This window comes from Bacillus sp. PK6-026 (assembly GCF_054161455.1).
The window spans coordinates 3,691,821-3,706,797 of record NZ_CP096418.1; the positions used below are offsets into that span (position 1 = coordinate 3,691,821).

The 14,977-nt window shown below is 46.6% G+C and carries 17 protein-coding genes; 6 read left to right on the forward strand and 11 right to left on the reverse strand.

Translation table 11 applies throughout. The features are described from left to right. Window positions 1-70: 70 nt before the first annotated feature. Both M1D59_RS18860 and M1D59_RS18865 read left to right on the forward strand, forming a co-directional pair. Window positions 71-406: a MazG nucleotide pyrophosphohydrolase domain-containing protein gene (locus M1D59_RS18860; RefSeq protein WP_020453047.1), complete on the forward strand. Its 336-nt coding sequence runs from the start codon at window positions 71-73 to the stop codon at window positions 404-406. Further along, window positions 393-1,370 (forward strand): HD domain-containing protein, encoded by a 978-nt coding sequence (locus M1D59_RS18865; protein WP_458117594.1) that lies wholly within the window; start codon window positions 393-395, stop codon window positions 1,368-1,370. Before M1D59_RS18860 ends, M1D59_RS18865 begins: the two co-directional genes overlap by 14 nt. Before the next feature lie 47 nt (window positions 1,371-1,417). Here M1D59_RS18865 and M1D59_RS18870 read toward each other — a convergent pair whose 3' ends face one another. Together M1D59_RS18870 and M1D59_RS18875 are read right to left on the reverse strand one after the other, a co-directional pair. Continuing rightward, window positions 1,418-3,037 carry a SulP family inorganic anion transporter gene (locus M1D59_RS18870; protein ID WP_020453049.1) on the reverse strand — a complete coding sequence of 540 codons (1,620 nt, stop codon included), beginning with the start codon at window positions 3,035-3,037 and terminating at the stop codon, window positions 1,418-1,420. Next, window positions 3,038-3,637 (reverse strand): beta-class carbonic anhydrase, encoded by a 600-nt coding sequence (locus M1D59_RS18875; RefSeq protein WP_458117595.1) that lies wholly within the window; start codon window positions 3,635-3,637, stop codon window positions 3,038-3,040. It lies immediately after the preceding gene. A 397-nt stretch (window positions 3,638-4,034) separates the two neighbouring features. Between M1D59_RS18875 and M1D59_RS18880 the strand changes: the two genes are divergently transcribed. Further along, entirely contained in the window at window positions 4,035-5,006 is a 972-nt protein-coding gene (locus tag M1D59_RS18880) for a 2-hydroxyacid dehydrogenase (protein ID WP_458117596.1), read from the forward strand. A gap of 15 nt (window positions 5,007-5,021) precedes the next feature. Here M1D59_RS18880 and M1D59_RS18885 read toward each other — a convergent pair whose 3' ends face one another. Beyond that, window positions 5,022-5,621, reverse strand: a complete 600-nt coding sequence (locus tag M1D59_RS18885; protein WP_231005562.1) for a flavin reductase family protein — start codon at window positions 5,619-5,621, stop codon at window positions 5,022-5,024. 88 nt (window positions 5,622-5,709) lie between these two features. Here M1D59_RS18885 and M1D59_RS18890 point away from each other — a divergent pair, with 88 nt between their 5' ends. The 3 genes from M1D59_RS18890 (at window position 5,710) to M1D59_RS18900 (ending at window position 7,395) form a co-directional block, all read left to right on the forward strand. Continuing rightward, window positions 5,710-6,405, forward strand: coding sequence for an ArsR/SmtB family transcription factor (locus M1D59_RS18890; protein WP_256163506.1), 696 nt, complete (start codon window positions 5,710-5,712; stop codon window positions 6,403-6,405). A gap of 254 nt (window positions 6,406-6,659) precedes the next feature. Beyond that, window positions 6,660-7,115 (forward strand): ribonuclease, encoded by a 456-nt coding sequence (locus tag M1D59_RS18895; protein ID WP_026580150.1) that lies wholly within the window; start codon window positions 6,660-6,662, stop codon window positions 7,113-7,115. A 4-nt stretch (window positions 7,116-7,119) separates the two neighbouring features. Continuing rightward, window positions 7,120-7,395 (forward strand): barstar family protein, encoded by a 276-nt coding sequence (locus M1D59_RS18900; RefSeq protein ID WP_020453055.1) that lies wholly within the window; start codon window positions 7,120-7,122, stop codon window positions 7,393-7,395. Window positions 7,396-7,459: 64 nt separating this feature from the next. Here M1D59_RS18900 and M1D59_RS18905 read toward each other — a convergent pair whose 3' ends face one another. From M1D59_RS18905 to M1D59_RS18940, 8 genes are all read right to left on the reverse strand, one after another. Continuing rightward, window positions 7,460-8,218, reverse strand: coding sequence for an arylamine N-acetyltransferase (locus M1D59_RS18905; protein WP_458117597.1), 759 nt, complete (start codon window positions 8,216-8,218; stop codon window positions 7,460-7,462). A 45-nt stretch (window positions 8,219-8,263) separates the two neighbouring features. After that, a complete protein-coding gene (locus M1D59_RS18910) occupies window positions 8,264-8,533 on the reverse strand; it encodes an HPr family phosphocarrier protein (RefSeq protein WP_020453057.1) in 270 nt (89 codons plus the stop codon). Window positions 8,534-8,550: 17 nt separating this feature from the next. Continuing rightward, on the reverse strand, window positions 8,551-9,501 hold the full coding sequence (gene whiA / locus M1D59_RS18915; protein WP_020453058.1) for a DNA-binding protein WhiA: 951 nt from the start codon (window positions 9,499-9,501) through the stop codon (window positions 8,551-8,553). Between the two features lie 28 nt (window positions 9,502-9,529). Next, window positions 9,530-10,483, reverse strand: a complete 954-nt coding sequence (locus M1D59_RS18920; RefSeq protein ID WP_023856351.1) for a gluconeogenesis factor YvcK family protein — start codon at window positions 10,481-10,483, stop codon at window positions 9,530-9,532. A 1-nt stretch (window position 10,484) separates the two neighbouring features. Beyond that, a complete protein-coding gene (gene rapZ, locus M1D59_RS18925) occupies window positions 10,485-11,372 on the reverse strand; it encodes an RNase adapter RapZ (RefSeq protein WP_020453060.1) in 888 nt (295 codons plus the stop codon). Between the two features lie 21 nt (window positions 11,373-11,393). After that, the gene (locus M1D59_RS18930) at window positions 11,394-11,858 is read right to left on the reverse strand and encodes an 8-oxo-dGTP diphosphatase (RefSeq protein ID WP_023856352.1); all 465 of its coding nucleotides are present in this window, start codon (window positions 11,856-11,858) and stop codon (window positions 11,394-11,396) included. A 420-nt stretch (window positions 11,859-12,278) separates the two neighbouring features. Further along, a complete protein-coding gene (trxB, locus tag M1D59_RS18935) occupies window positions 12,279-13,229 on the reverse strand; it encodes a thioredoxin-disulfide reductase (RefSeq protein ID WP_020453061.1) in 951 nt (316 codons plus the stop codon). A 166-nt stretch (window positions 13,230-13,395) separates the two neighbouring features. Next, the gene (locus M1D59_RS18940) at window positions 13,396-14,856 is read right to left on the reverse strand and encodes a tetratricopeptide repeat protein (protein ID WP_105979695.1); all 1,461 of its coding nucleotides are present in this window, start codon (window positions 14,854-14,856) and stop codon (window positions 13,396-13,398) included. Between the last annotated feature and the right edge of the window lie 121 nt (window positions 14,857-14,977).

Below are 14,977 nucleotides of genomic sequence, written 5' to 3' on the forward strand. Positions count from 1 at the left end.
ACATTGTACTATATATTGTTTGTTCCGTGTGCGATAATATAATTGAATTTCTAAATGGGAGTGTAGACTTATGACAATCACAGACGCGGAGCAATGGACAAAGACATTTTATCGGAAAAGAGGATGGAGCGAATACGGACCTTTCATCCGGATGGGATTTTTAATGGAAGAGGCCGGTGAACTGGCGAGAGCGGTCAGGGCATACGAAATCGGAAGAGACCGTCCTGATGAAGCCAAACGGCCGGCTGCTGAACTGAAAAAGGAACTGATCGAAGAAATGGGCGATGTGATGGGGAATTTGATTATGCTTGCCGGCATATACGATGTTTCATTGGAAGACATGATGGATGCCCACCGCCGCAAACTGACGAAAAGATTTGCAGGAGAGCATCATGAAGATCAATGACCGCCTTTACGGCGAGGCAGATTTGGAGCCTGTGCTGACAGACCTCATTCATTCAAAAGCCGTTCAGCGTCTAAATGGGATTCACCAAGGCGGAGCATGCTTTCTCGTCAATCCCGCATGGAACATCAGCCGCTGCGAACACAGCATCGGGGTTATGCTTTTGATCCGCAGGCTTGGCGGAAGCCTTGAAGAACAAATTGCAGGTTTGCTTCACGATGTTTCCCATACGGCATTTTCCCATGTGGCTGATGATGTATTTAACATGGAAAACGAAGATTACCATGAACAGATGTTTCGGCAATGGGTCAAGCAATCTGATATCCCCTGGATTCTGGATACATACGGATTCAAAGATGAAGATATCTTATACGATGAAAAAAAATGGACGCTGCTGGAGCAGCCGGCTCCTTCATTATGTGCGGATCGCATCGATTACACGCTTCGCGACTCTTTAGCCTACGGGTTTGGCGACCAAGAAGAGATTGGACGATTTTTAGAAACCGGACTGACCGTTGTCGAAGGCGAAATCTGCTGCACTTCGACAGAGCACGCCGAATGGTTCACCCGCCTTTACTATCAAGAGGTGATTGACTCCTTTATGAATCCCCTCAATGTATATGCGCTCTGTACACTCAGCCAAATGCTGAAAAAGGCGCTTGACATGCGTATCATCACGGGACGCGATTTTTTCAAAACCGACACGGAACTGCTTGCGATGCTAAAGCAAAAAGCGTGCTTCCGGGAAACGCTTGAAAGGCTCAGTACAGCGAGCCAGAGCGTTAAGCAAGGAGACGAAGACGATTTTACTTTTCATCAAACTTTAAAGGTAAGATGGATCGATCCAAAAGTCGCCGTTAACGGAAGAAAAGTCCCCGCCTCCACACTTTCAAAAGACGTCCTTTTGATGAAAGAAACGGCAATAGCCGCAATGAAAAAAGGCACATATGTAAAAGCCGCCGAATAAAAGCAACCGCCTGCTTCGGTCAGCCCGGAACAGGCGGTTTTCTTCAGTTATGTCACGTCAAATATTTGTTCAGGCCTGTCGACAAAATGCTTTTTGCCGATTTTATGAAACAGCCCTGTTTTATGAAGAAGCTCACGCGGCTGCTGCTGCAACCCGACAATCATCACTTTGCCGTTTTGCTGGTGGACACGGTTGACGATCGTCATCAAGCTGCCTTCTGCGGAAGAATCCATATAGTCTACTTTGTTCATAAGCAGGATGAGGAGTTTTGGCGGGTGGCCTTTGTCCAAAATTGAATCCTCCAATGAATTCGATGAGCCGAAAAACAGCGGGCCTTCAACAGAATAGATGCTGACAGAGCGGTGGAATTTCTTTTCTTCCGCTGCAGCAGCCGACTGGACGATCGATTCAGACACATCCTTTTTAATGCGGAACGATTTGCTCATTCTGACGATAAAGGTGATAATCGCCAGCAGGATCCCGGCCGCCACCCCAAATACAAGGTCCTGCCAAACCGTTAAAAGAAATGTGACGACAAGCACGGCAGAGTCGGAATTCTTAATTTTCAAAATGTTTACAAACTCTTTCCGCTCACTCATATTCCAAGCGACCACCATTAAAATCGGCGACATGCTTGCAAGCGGGATAAGGGAAGCGTATGGCGCAAACAAAAGCAGGACCAATAAAACAAACACGCCGTGCACGATCCCTGAAATCGGAGAAGCAGCACCCGTTTTAATATTGGTTGCCGTACGGGCAATCGCGCCTGTCGCCGGAATTCCGCCGAACAGCGGTGCGGCAATGTTCGCAATCCCCTGGCCGACAAGCTCTTTATTGCTGTCATGCCTTGTTCCCTTCATATTGTCTGCCACCATCGCGGAAAGCAGCGATTCGATTCCGCCGAGCATCGCAATCGCAAGAGCGGGAGGCAGCAGGTAAATGATTTTTTCCAATGACAATTCAGGAAATTGAAAGCTCGGCAAGCTGCGCGGAATTTCGCCGTAAGCTGAGCCGATCGTTACCACCTGTTCAGGAAACAGCATCGTGGCCATGACCGTCGATACAAGCAAGCCTGCAAGCGCTCCCGGCACTTTCGGCAGAATCTTTGGCGTAAACAGCACAAAGAAGAGCGATACGACAGCCGTCAAAATGCTGTAGAAGCTGAGCGTGTTCAGGTTGATGACAACCTCTCGCATATTCATATAAAAACTCTCATGCTTCTCAACATTCCTCAAACCTAAAAACTTGGCGATTTCTCCGGTGAAAATAATCACTGCGATGCCGGCCGTAAATCCGATGATCACCGGCCGCGGAATAAACTTGATAATCTTGCCGAGTTTTAGCAGCCCTAAAATGACGAGAATCACTCCGGCCATAAAACCGGCAATCAGCAGATTCTCAAATCCGTATTGGAGCACAATAGCGAACAGGATCGGAACAAAGGCGCCTGTCGGTCCGCCAATCTGGTATTTCGACCCGCCGAGAAGCGAAATCAAAATACCGGCGACAATCACTGTGTAAAGACCGTGTTCCGGTTTCACCCCCGAGGCTATGGCAAAAGCCATGCCAAGCGGAATTGCGACGACTCCAACGACCATTCCTGCTACAATATCTTTTTGAAACCGTTTAAGGCTGTATCCTTCAAATCTGCCTGAAAAACGTAACATTCAATCTATCCTCCCCATTTCCGAAAGCAAAACGTCTTCACGTGAATAACCATCTTCCACAACATCCAAACGGCCGGTCTTTGGATCAATCACCAATCCGTGCACCGGAACGTCTGAAGGCATCAGCGGATGATTCCGAACCATGTTCACGCTGTGGCTGACGCTGTCTTCAACCCTGTCAAAGCCCGTCATCCATGTGTCCAAGTCGATGCCTGAATGCTGCAGGAGTTCGAGACAGCCATCATCAATCCCCCGCTGTTTGGCCTTTTGAAGGATAGATGAAGCGTTCAGGCTTGCCATACCACACTCATGGTGGCCGATCACGCAGACTTCTTCAGCCTGCAGCTCATAGACAGCCACAAGAATGCTGCGCATGACGCTTCCAAAAGGGTGAGAAACAACGGCCCCCGCATTCTTAATGATTTTTGCGTCTCCATTTCTTAACCCCATTGCATGATGGAGCAGTTCTAATAAACGCGTGTCCATACATGTCAAAATCACAAGTTTCTTCTCCGGAAATTTTGTCGTTTCATAAAACTCGTACCCCTTTTCCTCTACAAAAGACTGATTTCGCTTCAAAATGGAAGTTAAAATCGCCATTTCTCTCTCACTCCTTTTCATAGTCATATGACCTTGATATTGTTACAGCCGAATTATAGCACATGGTTTTTCGATTTGGATTCGAATCAAAAAATTCACTATAAATGTACTGAATATTTTAAAAAGTCTAATTTTATATCTTTCTAAAATAATAAAATCTACACTGTTCTTCACCTATAAAAATAGAACTGGAAGCAAAATAGAACATCTAATATTTGGATTTATAGTTATAAAAATGCATTAAAATAAATTAAAAAACTGAAATAAGTTTCTATGATTTTCTAAACAACAATAATTGAGCTGATAGTCCTACGTTTATTCGGAACAGACTTTGATTTTTATAGAAGCCGTTTTTCCTCTATAATAGAAGCAGATGATACGCGGAAGGAGAATGCAGATGAAACCGTTTGTATATGTCACAAAACCGGTCCCAAAAGAAATCGAAGAGATGCTCGCCGAACACTGCACATATGAAATTTGGACTTCGCGCGAGCGCATTCCCAGATCGACCCTGCTCGAAAAAATCAAGGAAGCAGACGGTCTTTTGACCTCAGGGACAAAAATCAACCGTGAATTATTATGCAATGCGCCGAAGTTAAAAATCGTCAGCAACAACTCCGTCGGCTATGACAACTTTGACATTGAAGCAATGAAAGAAAAATCGGTTATCGGCACTCACACACCATACATTCTTGACGGCACAGTCGCAGACCTCGCTTTCGGTCTGATCCTTTCCTCAGCGCGGCGAATCGCCGAGCTCGACCGCTATGTCCGCGATGGAAAATGGACCAAATCAGAGGATGATGAAAGCTTGTTCGGATGCGATGTCCATCACCGGACGCTCGGCATCATCGGAATGGGACGAATCGGAGAACAAGTCGCCAAACGGGCGGCCTTGGGTTTTGATATGGAAGTGCTCTATTACAGCCGCAGCCGCAAACCCGACACAGAGAAAAAAACCGGCGCGGTTTATACGGGCTTTCATGAGCTGTTGGAACGCTCGGACTTTGTTGTTCTGATCACACCGCTCACAGACGAGACATTCCGCCTTATCGGCGAAGCTGAATTCAAAAAAATGAAACCGTCATCCATTTTCATCAACATCTCCCGCGGCAAAACCGTTGACGAACACGCGTTGATTCAAGCGCTGAAAGAAGGATGGATTAAAGGAGCCGGACTTGATGTATTTGAAAAGGAGCCGATTGAAAAAGACAATCCGCTCCTAAGCCTTTCCAATGTGACCCTCGTTCCCCACATTGGATCATCCACTCTTGTCACACACGTCAACATGCTGAAAAGCGCCGTCCAAAACCTGATTGACGGTCTTCAGGGCAGACAGCCAAAAGATATAGTCAAAGAACTGAGATGACGCACATTCTTACATTCAGGCCCGGAATGTTTTGCCGAGCTCGCGTCCTAAACCAAAATAGTGTCTAAAAAGATAAATTAAAGGCCCCCATTTTTGAGGATCGATGTGGTGTTCCCCTTTTATAATCGCTTCATGTGCGTGCACATGAAGCACTTTTGTTTCAATGACGGCAAAATACGGTGAATGTTCCGGAATGCGGATATTGACGGCTTCCGCTTCAATTTGAAGCGGACAATCGGCGACTCTGTCAGGCTTCACCGCCAGGGAATCTGCTGCCGTAAATCCGCCGGCTGCAAACTTTTCTTTAAGGTATGTAAAGCCGAGCCGCTTTTTTTCTTCCGGAACGCATCGTTTGCCGGTATAGGAAGCGAGCCGTTCTACATTGCTCCATAAAGATGAATCCGGCACATTGATGACACATCCGGCTTGTCTCTCTAAATTCTCCAATGCTTTGCCGCCGGTGCCGACGCCGAGTACGATCGAATCCCCAAGCGCCCAAGAAGAGGAAAGCGGGCTGAGATTCGTGGAACCGTCTTCGTTCAGCGTGCTGAGCAAAATGACGGGTGTTCCGTAGTATAAAATGCTTGGCTGAATAATTTTGCTGTTTAGATGCATATCGGTCTCCTCCTTTTATGCTTTTATTGTAATTCTCCAATATTTCAATTAACATCGAAGTATCGATTACATTTTAGGAGGAAGTGTCATGACCGTGAATCCGAATATCGCCGAGGTCGCCAAGCTTGTCACCGATCCGTCGCGGGCCGCGATTTTAACCGCATTGCTTGATGACCGGTTTTATACAGCTACCGAGCTGGCCGGATATGCGGGAATCAAACAGCAGACAGCAAGCTTTCACCTTTCCAAACTGCTTGACGCCGAAATGCTGACATGCCGGAAGCAAGGACGGCACCGCTATTACCGGCTCAAAGATGGCAAGGTTGCACAATCGCTGGAAACTCTGCTCAACATAGCCCCCCCTGCTGAAATTCGCTCTTTCCGGCAGTCAGCCGAAGATCGGGCGGTCAGAAAAGCGCGGACATGCTATGATCACTTGGCTGGATCGCTCGGCGTCACACTTGCGGAGCGGCTCGTGGAGATGGGCGTGTTGAAAGAAGAAGAGACGGCTTTTACCGTGACTGAAGCAGGAGAATTATTTTTGAAGGAACTTGGCATCGATGTTGGGGAAGTCAAAAAGAAACGGCGCTCTTTTTGCCATAAATGCCTGGATTGGAGTGAAAGGCGGCATCACATTGCCGGTGCCCTGGGCTCCGCACTGCTCAACGCTTTTATCCGCATGGGCTGGATCGAGCGGCGCCCGCGCACACGGGCCGTTGCAGTCACGCCCGCGGGTGCAAAGGAACTTTACCGCCTATTTCACATTTCCATTGAAAAGAACTGATGAAAAGCAGTTGTTTTTTTCTTCATATCTTGACTAACATTCCGGGAGTCAAATAGGAAACCGCGGCGATCCGTTCCCGTCCTCGGGTTTCATGGAAAATTTACAATACTATAATGATTTCTGAGCATGTTTTGAGGTACAATTCAATATGATTACAGACGGAATGGAAATGAGGAAATGCGGCTGTTCAATCCCATGAAGGCACATTCTTCATGTTTATGCTATAAAGTCTAAAGATGGGGAGGACTTTATCCGTGAAAAAAATATTATCCACACTTGCGCTTGGGATTGTTCTCGCGCTCGGCTTTCTGGCGGGGAACCTTTTTACAAGCTCAGCTGAAGGGCCGCATGCAGAAAAAGGCAGCACCGTTCAGTCAAATGAGGTCATTAATACGTTTGAAGGTGTTGCCGACTATATCGTGAAATACGGCAGGCTGCCTGACAACTTCATCACAAAAGCCGAAGCGGCAAAATTAGGGTGGGACCCGCAAAAAGGCAATCTCGCAGAAGTAGCGCCTGGAAAAAGCATCGGCGGCGATATCTTTCAAAACAGAGAAAAATTGCTTCCAGATGCGGCCGGACGCGTATGGAGAGAAGCCGACATCAACTATACATCGGGATTCCGGGGGTCAGACCGGATCGTCTATTCCAACGACAGACTGGTTTATAAAACAACTGACCACTATAAAACGTTTACGAGAATGAGATGATCATATGAAACAAGTCACTTTAAACGGAGACAAGATCACGAGCGTATCAGACCTTCACCAAACATTAAAAGAACAGCTGGAGCTTCCGGACTACTATGGCGAAAACCTTGACGCGCTGTGGGATTGTCTGACCGGCTGGGTCGGCATGCCTTTGCTGATCGAGTGGAAGAATATCGAAAAAAGCCGGATTTACTTGGGCGATCAAGCCGAAGCATATTTGCAGCTTTTTCGCGAAGCCGAAGAAACACTGGACGGCTTTCAGCTGAAAACAGAAGGATAAAACAGAAAACGAGCGGGCGCTGCAGACAGGCGTCCGCTTATTTTAATTGATGCACAGTGGTGCTTCAGTCAAAAAATGCTTGAACGAAAATGGTCTGGAAATCTCCGGCGTTCACATCTTCTTTCGTCAAACCGCTTCCGGTTTGCTTTGTGAAGTGATCCTTCGACAAAATTAACTTTCCGTCCTTTGTCAGCTTGGAAGCGAGCGGGTTTTTATTAAAGGGAGACGCTTCCTCATCGAAAATCGCATCCCGCACGCACGCAAGCGTCGCTTCATCGATTGGCGTCAGCGAAAATGCGTAGCCGGTCTGCCACCCCTCTCCCTTATCCATTTCAAGAAGGTAATCTCCTTTATCTGTCTTTGTTTTCCTGATACGGTAAGCTCCTGTTTTTGAGGTGATGGGTTCACCTGAGAACGGAACGGGGGCAAGCGGCAGGTTGATGCCGAATCCAGTATCAAGCAAATAGGTTTCATCGCTTTCCCGCAGAATAACGGCGACATGCGTTCCCGTCAGCGCCCACGCCTGTTCTTTTGGATTAAAAACCGTCCCGCGAACCATGTGTACGGAAAAGCCGAGCTCTGTCAGCACATGGTAAAGAAAAGCGTTCAAATCATAGCATAAACCGCCTCTTTTATTGTTCAGCAAGGCTTCCGTCAGCCCTGTTTTCGTCATCGAAATCCGTTCGTTTCTTAAAACCGCGCTATTTTCAAAAGGAAACTGTAAAGCCAGCAGCGATAAAAATTCGGGCAAGTCAGCAAATGTCACCTGCTGACCGGGCTTGTATCCAATCCTTTTAAACAGCGAATCAAGCATCGTCGTCATCGGTTATTCTCCTTCCGCTTTGAATCGATGAGAAAAAGCCAAACCTCATAAAGGTTTAGCTTTTTTCTCTTGAACATATGCAGTCAATGCAGCAAGAGCATCTTGCTCATCGGAACCGTCGGCGATCAGCGTGACTTCCGATCCGGAGCTGACAGCTAGGCTCATCAGCCCCATGATGCTTTTGGCATTCACTTTTTTATCTCCCTTTTCCAGAAAAATATCTGATTGAAAACGGTTGGCTTCTTGAACAAACAATGCCGCCGGGCGCGCTTGAAGCCCCGTTTTCAAAAGAATTTCCACTTTTTGTTGAACCATACGATCTCCCCCATTCCCTATTTTAAAGAGACAGATTGTCCTGAACGCAGCTGCTCAGCTATTTCATCCAGTTTCCTAAGCCTGTGATTGATGCCCGATTTGCTGATTTTTCCGCTCGACACCATTTCCCCGAGTTCCTTTAAGGTTACTTCCTGATAATCGATGCGGAGCTGGGCGATTTCCCTCAGCTTTTCCGGTAGCGCATCAAGCCCGATTCTTTCGTCGATCAGCTTAATGTTTTCCACCTGCCGCAGAGAAGCGCCGATCGTTTTGTTTAGATTGGCTGTCTCGCAATTGACGAGCCGGTTAACCGAGTTTCTCATATCGCGCACGATCCGGACGTCTTCAAAGCGGAGCAGCGAATTATGCGCGCCGATCACATTCAAAAACTCGGTAATTTTTTCAGCTTCCTTCAGATACGTGATGTATCCTTTTTTCCGCTCAAGCGTTTTGCTGTTTAAATGAAACTGATTCATGAGCCTGCACAATGAATCATTATGCTCTTTATACAGCGAAAAAATTTCGAGGTGGTAAGAAGATGTCTCGGGATTATTGACAGAACCCCCGGCTAAAAAAGCCCCTCTCATATAAGAACGTTTGCAGCAACGTTTTTTGACCAAGTCTTCCGAGATGTTTCTGGCAATGACAAAGTTGTCTCCGAGTATTTTCAGGTCCTCAAGAATCAGCTTGGCATTTTCGATCAGGCGTACGATGTAGACATTGTTTTTTTTCAGTCTCATTTTCTTTCGAACGAGCAGTTCAACGGAAACATCGTATTGTTTCTTCAGCAATGTGTAAATTCTTCTGGCGATGGCCGCGTTCTCGGTCTGGACGTCGAGAACCACTTTTCGGTTTGAGAAAGACAATGAACCGTTCATCCGAATGAGGGCAGAGAGCTCTGCTTTCGCGCAGCAATCTTTTACTTCAAGGTTTGTAAGTTCTTTTTTCGTTTCCGATGCAAATGACATATTATGGACACCCCCATTCCCAGGCCTGCTATTCTTTTAACAAATCAACAAGTAGCGAAGCGACTTTATGTGTATCATGACGGATCACGCCATTCTCGTATGTCACAATCTGATCTTTGATGACCTCAAGCCCCATCGCAGACAGATCATCAATGTTAAACTGGACGGGCTGTGCCTGCTCCTTCGCATAGCGTTCCCGGATATCGTCCGGGATTTCCTCATTGTTGACGAGGATCGTATCGATAAACGGACCGCCCATATGCTGGTTAAGCGCTTTTACATGATCAGCTGCACTGTAGTACAGCGTTTCTCCCGGCTGGGTCATCACATTGCAAATATAAACTTTTTTTGCCGGGGCGTTTAATATTTCTTCCCTTATCTTCGGAACGAGAAGATTCGGCAAGATGCTCGTATACAGGCTTCCCGGGCCGAGAAGAATCAGGTCGGCGCCGCGGATTACATCAATCGTTTCCGGAACGGGTTCGATTTTTTCAGGTGTTAAAAACACCCGTTTAATCCGCTTACCGTAAGACGGTATCGTCGATTCCCCTGATATGATCTGTCCGTCATCCATTTCCGCATGAAGGACAACACTGGTATTGGCCGCGGGCAGAACCCTTCCCCTCACATTTAAAACTTTGCTCATTTCAGTAACGGCGTGAAAGAAATCACCGGTTATATTCGTCATCGCCGCCAAAATCAAATTTCCCAATGAATGGCCGATTAAATCGCCGCCTTTAGAGAAGCGGTGCTGGAACAGATCTTCAACAAGCGGTTCAACATCAGACAGTGCAGCGAGCACATTTCTGATGTCCCCCGGAGGGGGAATTTTAAGCTCATCGCGCAGCCTCCCCGAGCTTCCGCCGTCATCTGCGACCGTCACAATCGCCGTAATGTCAACCGGATGTTGCTTCAATCCTCTGAGCAATACCGAAAGGCCTGTTCCTCCGCCAAAAATTGCGATTTTTTTCTGATCTGCCATGCTATTTTCTGCTTTTCTTCTCGATGTCCCGGTGAGTAACATGAGTATAGTAGTCCTTTTTATAATAATCGGCAAGGTATTCAGCAAGCGTCACCGAGCGATGCTGTCCGCCTGTGCAGCCAATCGCGATGACTAGCTGGCTTTTACCTTCGCGCTTATATGACGGAAGCATAAAGCTCAGCAGCTCGGTCAGTTTTTCAAGAAACTTTTGTGTTTCGTTCCATTTCATCACATACGAAGATACTTCCTGATCTTTTCCCGTCAACGGCCTCATGCTGTCGATATAGTACGGATTCGGAAGAAACCTTACGTCGAACACTAGATCCGCATCGATCGGTAATCCGTATTTAAACCCGAATGACATTACATTCACTGTAAAGGTATGTCCATGATCTGCCGCAAAATGCTGGACAATTTTTTCGCGCAAGTCCCTCGGTTTCATATCGGATGTATCATAAATGATTTGAGAGCGGCCTTTCAACTCTTCGAGAAGCTCCCGTTCCGTTCGGATACCCTCAAGCGGCAGGCCAGTTGTCGCAAGGGGGTGGGACCTTCTTGTCTCTTTATATCTTGAAACGAGAACCAAATCCTTGGCATCTAAAAATAAAATTCGCGGGGTAATCCAGGATGTTTCCCCAATCTCGTCAAGCGCTTCAATCAGGCTGTCAAAAAACTCGCGGCCGCGCAAATCCATAACAAGGGCAACTTTGCTCATTTTTGAACTTGATTCCTTCATCAGCTCCAAAAATTTCGGCAGCAAAGATGGCGGCAGATTATCGACACAGAAAAAACCGAGATCCTCAAAGCTTTGAATCGCCACTGTTTTTCCTGCCCCTGACATTCCGGTTATGATCACAAGCTGTATATCATGGCCTCCATTCGCATTCATGCTTCTCTCCCCCTCTTATGTTTATTCGCCTTGCGGGTCGAGGCGATAGGACAGCAATTCAAAGTCAGGCGTATACGTAAAGGTGCCGTGAAGCAGTCCTTTGCCTTTCAGCATAAAATCCAGAATATGGACGTCTCCCGGCGCCATCGGCAGGCTCCAGACGTCTGCCGCCTGATGCCACTCGATGATGCCTTCTTCCGATTCTTCTACATGTTTGCCTGTATAATGATCGGCGACGAATGTGAACATCATCCATTCAGATACGACCTGATCATTTTCTTTTATGATAAAGGTGAATATCCCTTTCAGCTGCGGGTTCAGCACATACAAGCCCGTCTCTTCGCGGTATTCCCTGATGACGGCGTCCCTGACGGTTTCCCCGCTTTCCATTTTGCCGCCGGGGGCTACCCACCAGCCTCGTCTGGGCTTTTGCAGCAACAGGACTTTATCACCTGAAGTCAGCACACAATTCGTCACTCTTTGCAAAGTCTGTCACCCATCCTTTTATTCCTTCAATTCTTTTTTCTATTATACCGCTTCCTGTCCCCGCTCACAATGAACATGCAGTTCCGCCGCGAAAATCGCTTTTTTCCGGACTGCTTTAAGGCTTTTCCCGGGTAAAACTTAAAGAAACGGCTTTTTCAGCGAATGGAAGCGCTTGCGAAAACCGTTCTTTCATTCTATTTTACAGCAAAAATAGACGTTTCAATATTGAAATTTGAACAACTTGTGAAATTTGTAAAAATTTCTCTTTGTGGAAAAATAAAACAAAAAAAGGACACGGATAAGATCATCCGTGCCAATAAAATTCATTATAAAAGGGGGTCAATTACTATACCCATCATAACGAATAATTGTTTCACTGGTGTTACAGGGCGGTTAAATCATGATGACGATAAAAATACGTTATTTTACAGCCTTTTCTTTCTCTTTCAGCTCTTCGATATAGTGCTGAACGCTTTGTGCGGCAATGCTTCCGTCGCCTGTTGCCGTTACGATTTGGCGAAGGGTTTTCTCGCGGATATCGCCCGCTGCAAAAATACCTTCAACTTTTGTTTCCATCTGTTCATTTGTCACGATGTAGCCCTCTTCATTTGTAATGCCGAGGTTTTTGAACGGCTCTGAAAGCGGCAGCATGCCGATGTAGATAAAGACGCCGTCAGTCCGGAACTCTTCTTCTTCGCCTGTGACCGTATCGACCAGCGTTACTTTACCGACCTTTCCGTCTTTTTCATGAATTTCCTTGACCGTCTTGTTCCAGAGAAAGTCGACTTTTTCGTTGTCAAACGCGCGCGCCTGTAGGATGCTTTGCGCTCTCAGCTTATCGCGGCGGTGGACGATCGTGACTTTCGAAGCGAAACGGGTTAAGTACACGCCTTCTTCAACAGCGGAGTCCCCTCCTCCGACAACGACGAGCTCTTTGTTTTTAAAGAATGCGCCGTCACAAACCGCACAATAAGATACACCGCGGCCGCCAAGCTCTTTTTCGCCAGGTACGCCGAGCTTCTTATATTCGGCGCCTGCTGTGATGATGACCGCACGCGCTTTAAATTCTTTTGATCCCGCTTTGACGATCTTGTAGTCTCCTTCATCGACGACTTCTTTAATATCGCCATACGCATACTCAGCGCCGAACTTTTTCGCATGTTCAAACATTTTATTTGAAAGCTCTGGTCCCAGAATGCTTTCAAATCCCGGATAGTTTTCGACATCCTCCGTATTGGCCATCTGTCCGCCCGGAACGCCTCTTTCAACCATCAAAGTCGACAGGTTCGCCCTTGACGTATAAACGGCTGCCGTCATTCCCGCAGGACCTGCTCCGATAATAATGACGTCATACATCTTTTCTTCTGACACAATGTTCACTCCTTCATGAATCTTATGCTGTCAAGCAGTCCATTTCTGTTAAATAAGATTCCCTTCTTATATCTTCCTTACCCATATCCTATAAAATATCATGAATAATCGCTATTTTTTTGCTCACATAATAAAACAGGCTGAACAGTGAAGTTCACACCTGTTTCTATAGATGTTCTTTTAATGTACGTTCATACTTTGAAAGCGTTCCGGGCGAGATATGGAAGATTTTTGCGGTTTCAGCTTTTGTCAGCCGCTCCTGATGCTCGGTCTTCCAAATGTAATAGATCGCCGCGGCAAGCCCGCCGGCATTTTTCAGCTGAAGGCCGTAAGCCCTGATCTGCTGAATGACATGAAAAATCCAAAAGCACATGGCCTCCTGTTCCATCGCTGACTGATCCGCTTGTTCAATCGCTTTCGCAGTTCTGTAAGCAAGAAGTGCGTCTTTTGAATCAACGGCTGCACTGCTTTCCCCGTAAAGCACAAGCCTGACAAACTGATCTTCAAACGGCGTTTTTGCCATCTGTGAATCAAGCACCGCTTTCAGCTGGGCTTTTTCCCCTTTTCTTCCGCTGATATAGTACGCGGCAAGGCGCTCCTCAAGCGGCCGCTGGACAGGTTTCTTTTCCTTCCGTTCTTTCCACGGCTCCATGCGGGCGTCATCCGGATACTCTTCCTGCATCTTTTTCCATACAGACCGGGCAAATTGAGTGCGGCCGGTGTAGTAAGCTGAGCAGGCGAGCCAGTAATAAAAGGTCTCATCCCCTTCAAATCCCATGCGGTAGAGTGATTTCAGCCATTTATAGCCGAGATCGTATCTGCCGACGAGGGACAGCGTGGCGCCGAGCTTATACCTTTGCTCAAACAGCATCGGATAAACATTGGAAAGCTGTTCGGAAAGCGCCTCGACCTTATCGTCCCGTCGTTCATAGTGATAAAAAATAAGAAGATTGCAAAGCGCATGCAGGTTTCCATGGCTTTTTTCCAAGACCGAAAAAATCGTCGTTTTGGCTTTCTGAATGTCTCCGGCATAAAAATATGCCAGTGCAAGGTTGTTGTAAGCTGACCAAAACTCGGGGTAATCGGAAGTGATTTCTTCAAGCATCACGATCGATTCCTGAAGCTGTCCATTTTCCAGCAGTGATTTCGCCCGATCCTGTTTCAGAATCAAGTCGTCCTGATCAAACTGCGAATAGCCCTCATCTTCCTCTCCCATATCCAATAAATCAAGTAGCTCCGCATTTTCCTCGCTGAACTCGCCGTCCGGGTCTTCTTTTAAATAAGTCTCCGCTGCTTTATAGGCTTCGTGAAAAAGGCCGAGGTGCGCATAGTTGTTGGCTTTAAAATAATAACATTCAGTCATTTTTTCGTTGATGTTCGTCAGGATAAAGTCCAAAAGTTCATTTGATTGCTGGTAAAATCCCATTTCAGTGTAAATAACAGCAAGTTGGGACAGCATTCCCGTGTTTTCCGGTTCAAGAAAAATCGCTCTCTGAATGAGCTTGCTTGCGCGGGATAAATTGCGTTCTCTATATGCTTTGAGCCCTTTATGATAAAAATATTGCCCATCTTGGAACAGTTGGACAATTCTCGAATCTTTATGGTGTTCAGAAGTGTACTTTCCCACAGATACCCTCCATTTCAAACTATATACCGTGAGTAGTATAACATAGTTTCCAGCAGGCTTAATAGGCCAAAAACAAGTTTCGAGAAAATTCTCTTCATTTTCCACATATGGTTTTTTCACC

Bases quoted from the DNA above. Each gene is read 5' to 3' on its own strand.
- M1D59_RS18860 (WP_020453047.1), top strand. From the start codon at position 71: ATGACAATCACAGACGCGGAGCAATGGACAAAGACATTTTATCGGAAA.
- M1D59_RS18865 (WP_458117594.1), top strand. From the start codon at position 393: ATGAAGATCAATGACCGCCTTTACGGCGAGGCAGATTTGGAGCCTGTG.
- M1D59_RS18870 (WP_020453049.1), bottom strand. From the start codon at position 3,037: ATGTTACGTTTTTCAGGCAGATTTGAAGGATACAGCCTTAAACGGTTT.
- M1D59_RS18875 (WP_458117595.1), bottom strand. From the start codon at position 3,637: ATGGCGATTTTAACTTCCATTTTGAAGCGAAATCAGTCTTTTGTAGAG.
- M1D59_RS18880 (WP_458117596.1), top strand. From the start codon at position 4,035: ATGAAACCGTTTGTATATGTCACAAAACCGGTCCCAAAAGAAATCGAA.
- M1D59_RS18885 (WP_231005562.1), bottom strand. From the start codon at position 5,621: ATGCATCTAAACAGCAAAATTATTCAGCCAAGCATTTTATACTACGGA.
- M1D59_RS18890 (WP_256163506.1), top strand. From the start codon at position 5,710: ATGACCGTGAATCCGAATATCGCCGAGGTCGCCAAGCTTGTCACCGAT.
- M1D59_RS18900 (WP_020453055.1), top strand. From the start codon at position 7,120: ATGAAACAAGTCACTTTAAACGGAGACAAGATCACGAGCGTATCAGAC.
- M1D59_RS18905 (WP_458117597.1), bottom strand. From the start codon at position 8,218: ATGACGACGATGCTTGATTCGCTGTTTAAAAGGATTGGATACAAGCCC.
- M1D59_RS18910 (WP_020453057.1), bottom strand. From the start codon at position 8,533: ATGGTTCAACAAAAAGTGGAAATTCTTTTGAAAACGGGGCTTCAAGCG.
- whiA (WP_020453058.1), bottom strand. From the start codon at position 9,501: ATGTCATTTGCATCGGAAACGAAAAAAGAACTTACAAACCTTGAAGTA.
- M1D59_RS18920 (WP_023856351.1), bottom strand. From the start codon at position 10,483: ATGGCAGATCAGAAAAAAATCGCAATTTTTGGCGGAGGAACAGGCCTT.
- rapZ (WP_020453060.1), bottom strand. From the start codon at position 11,372: ATGAATGCGAATGGAGGCCATGATATACAGCTTGTGATCATAACCGGA.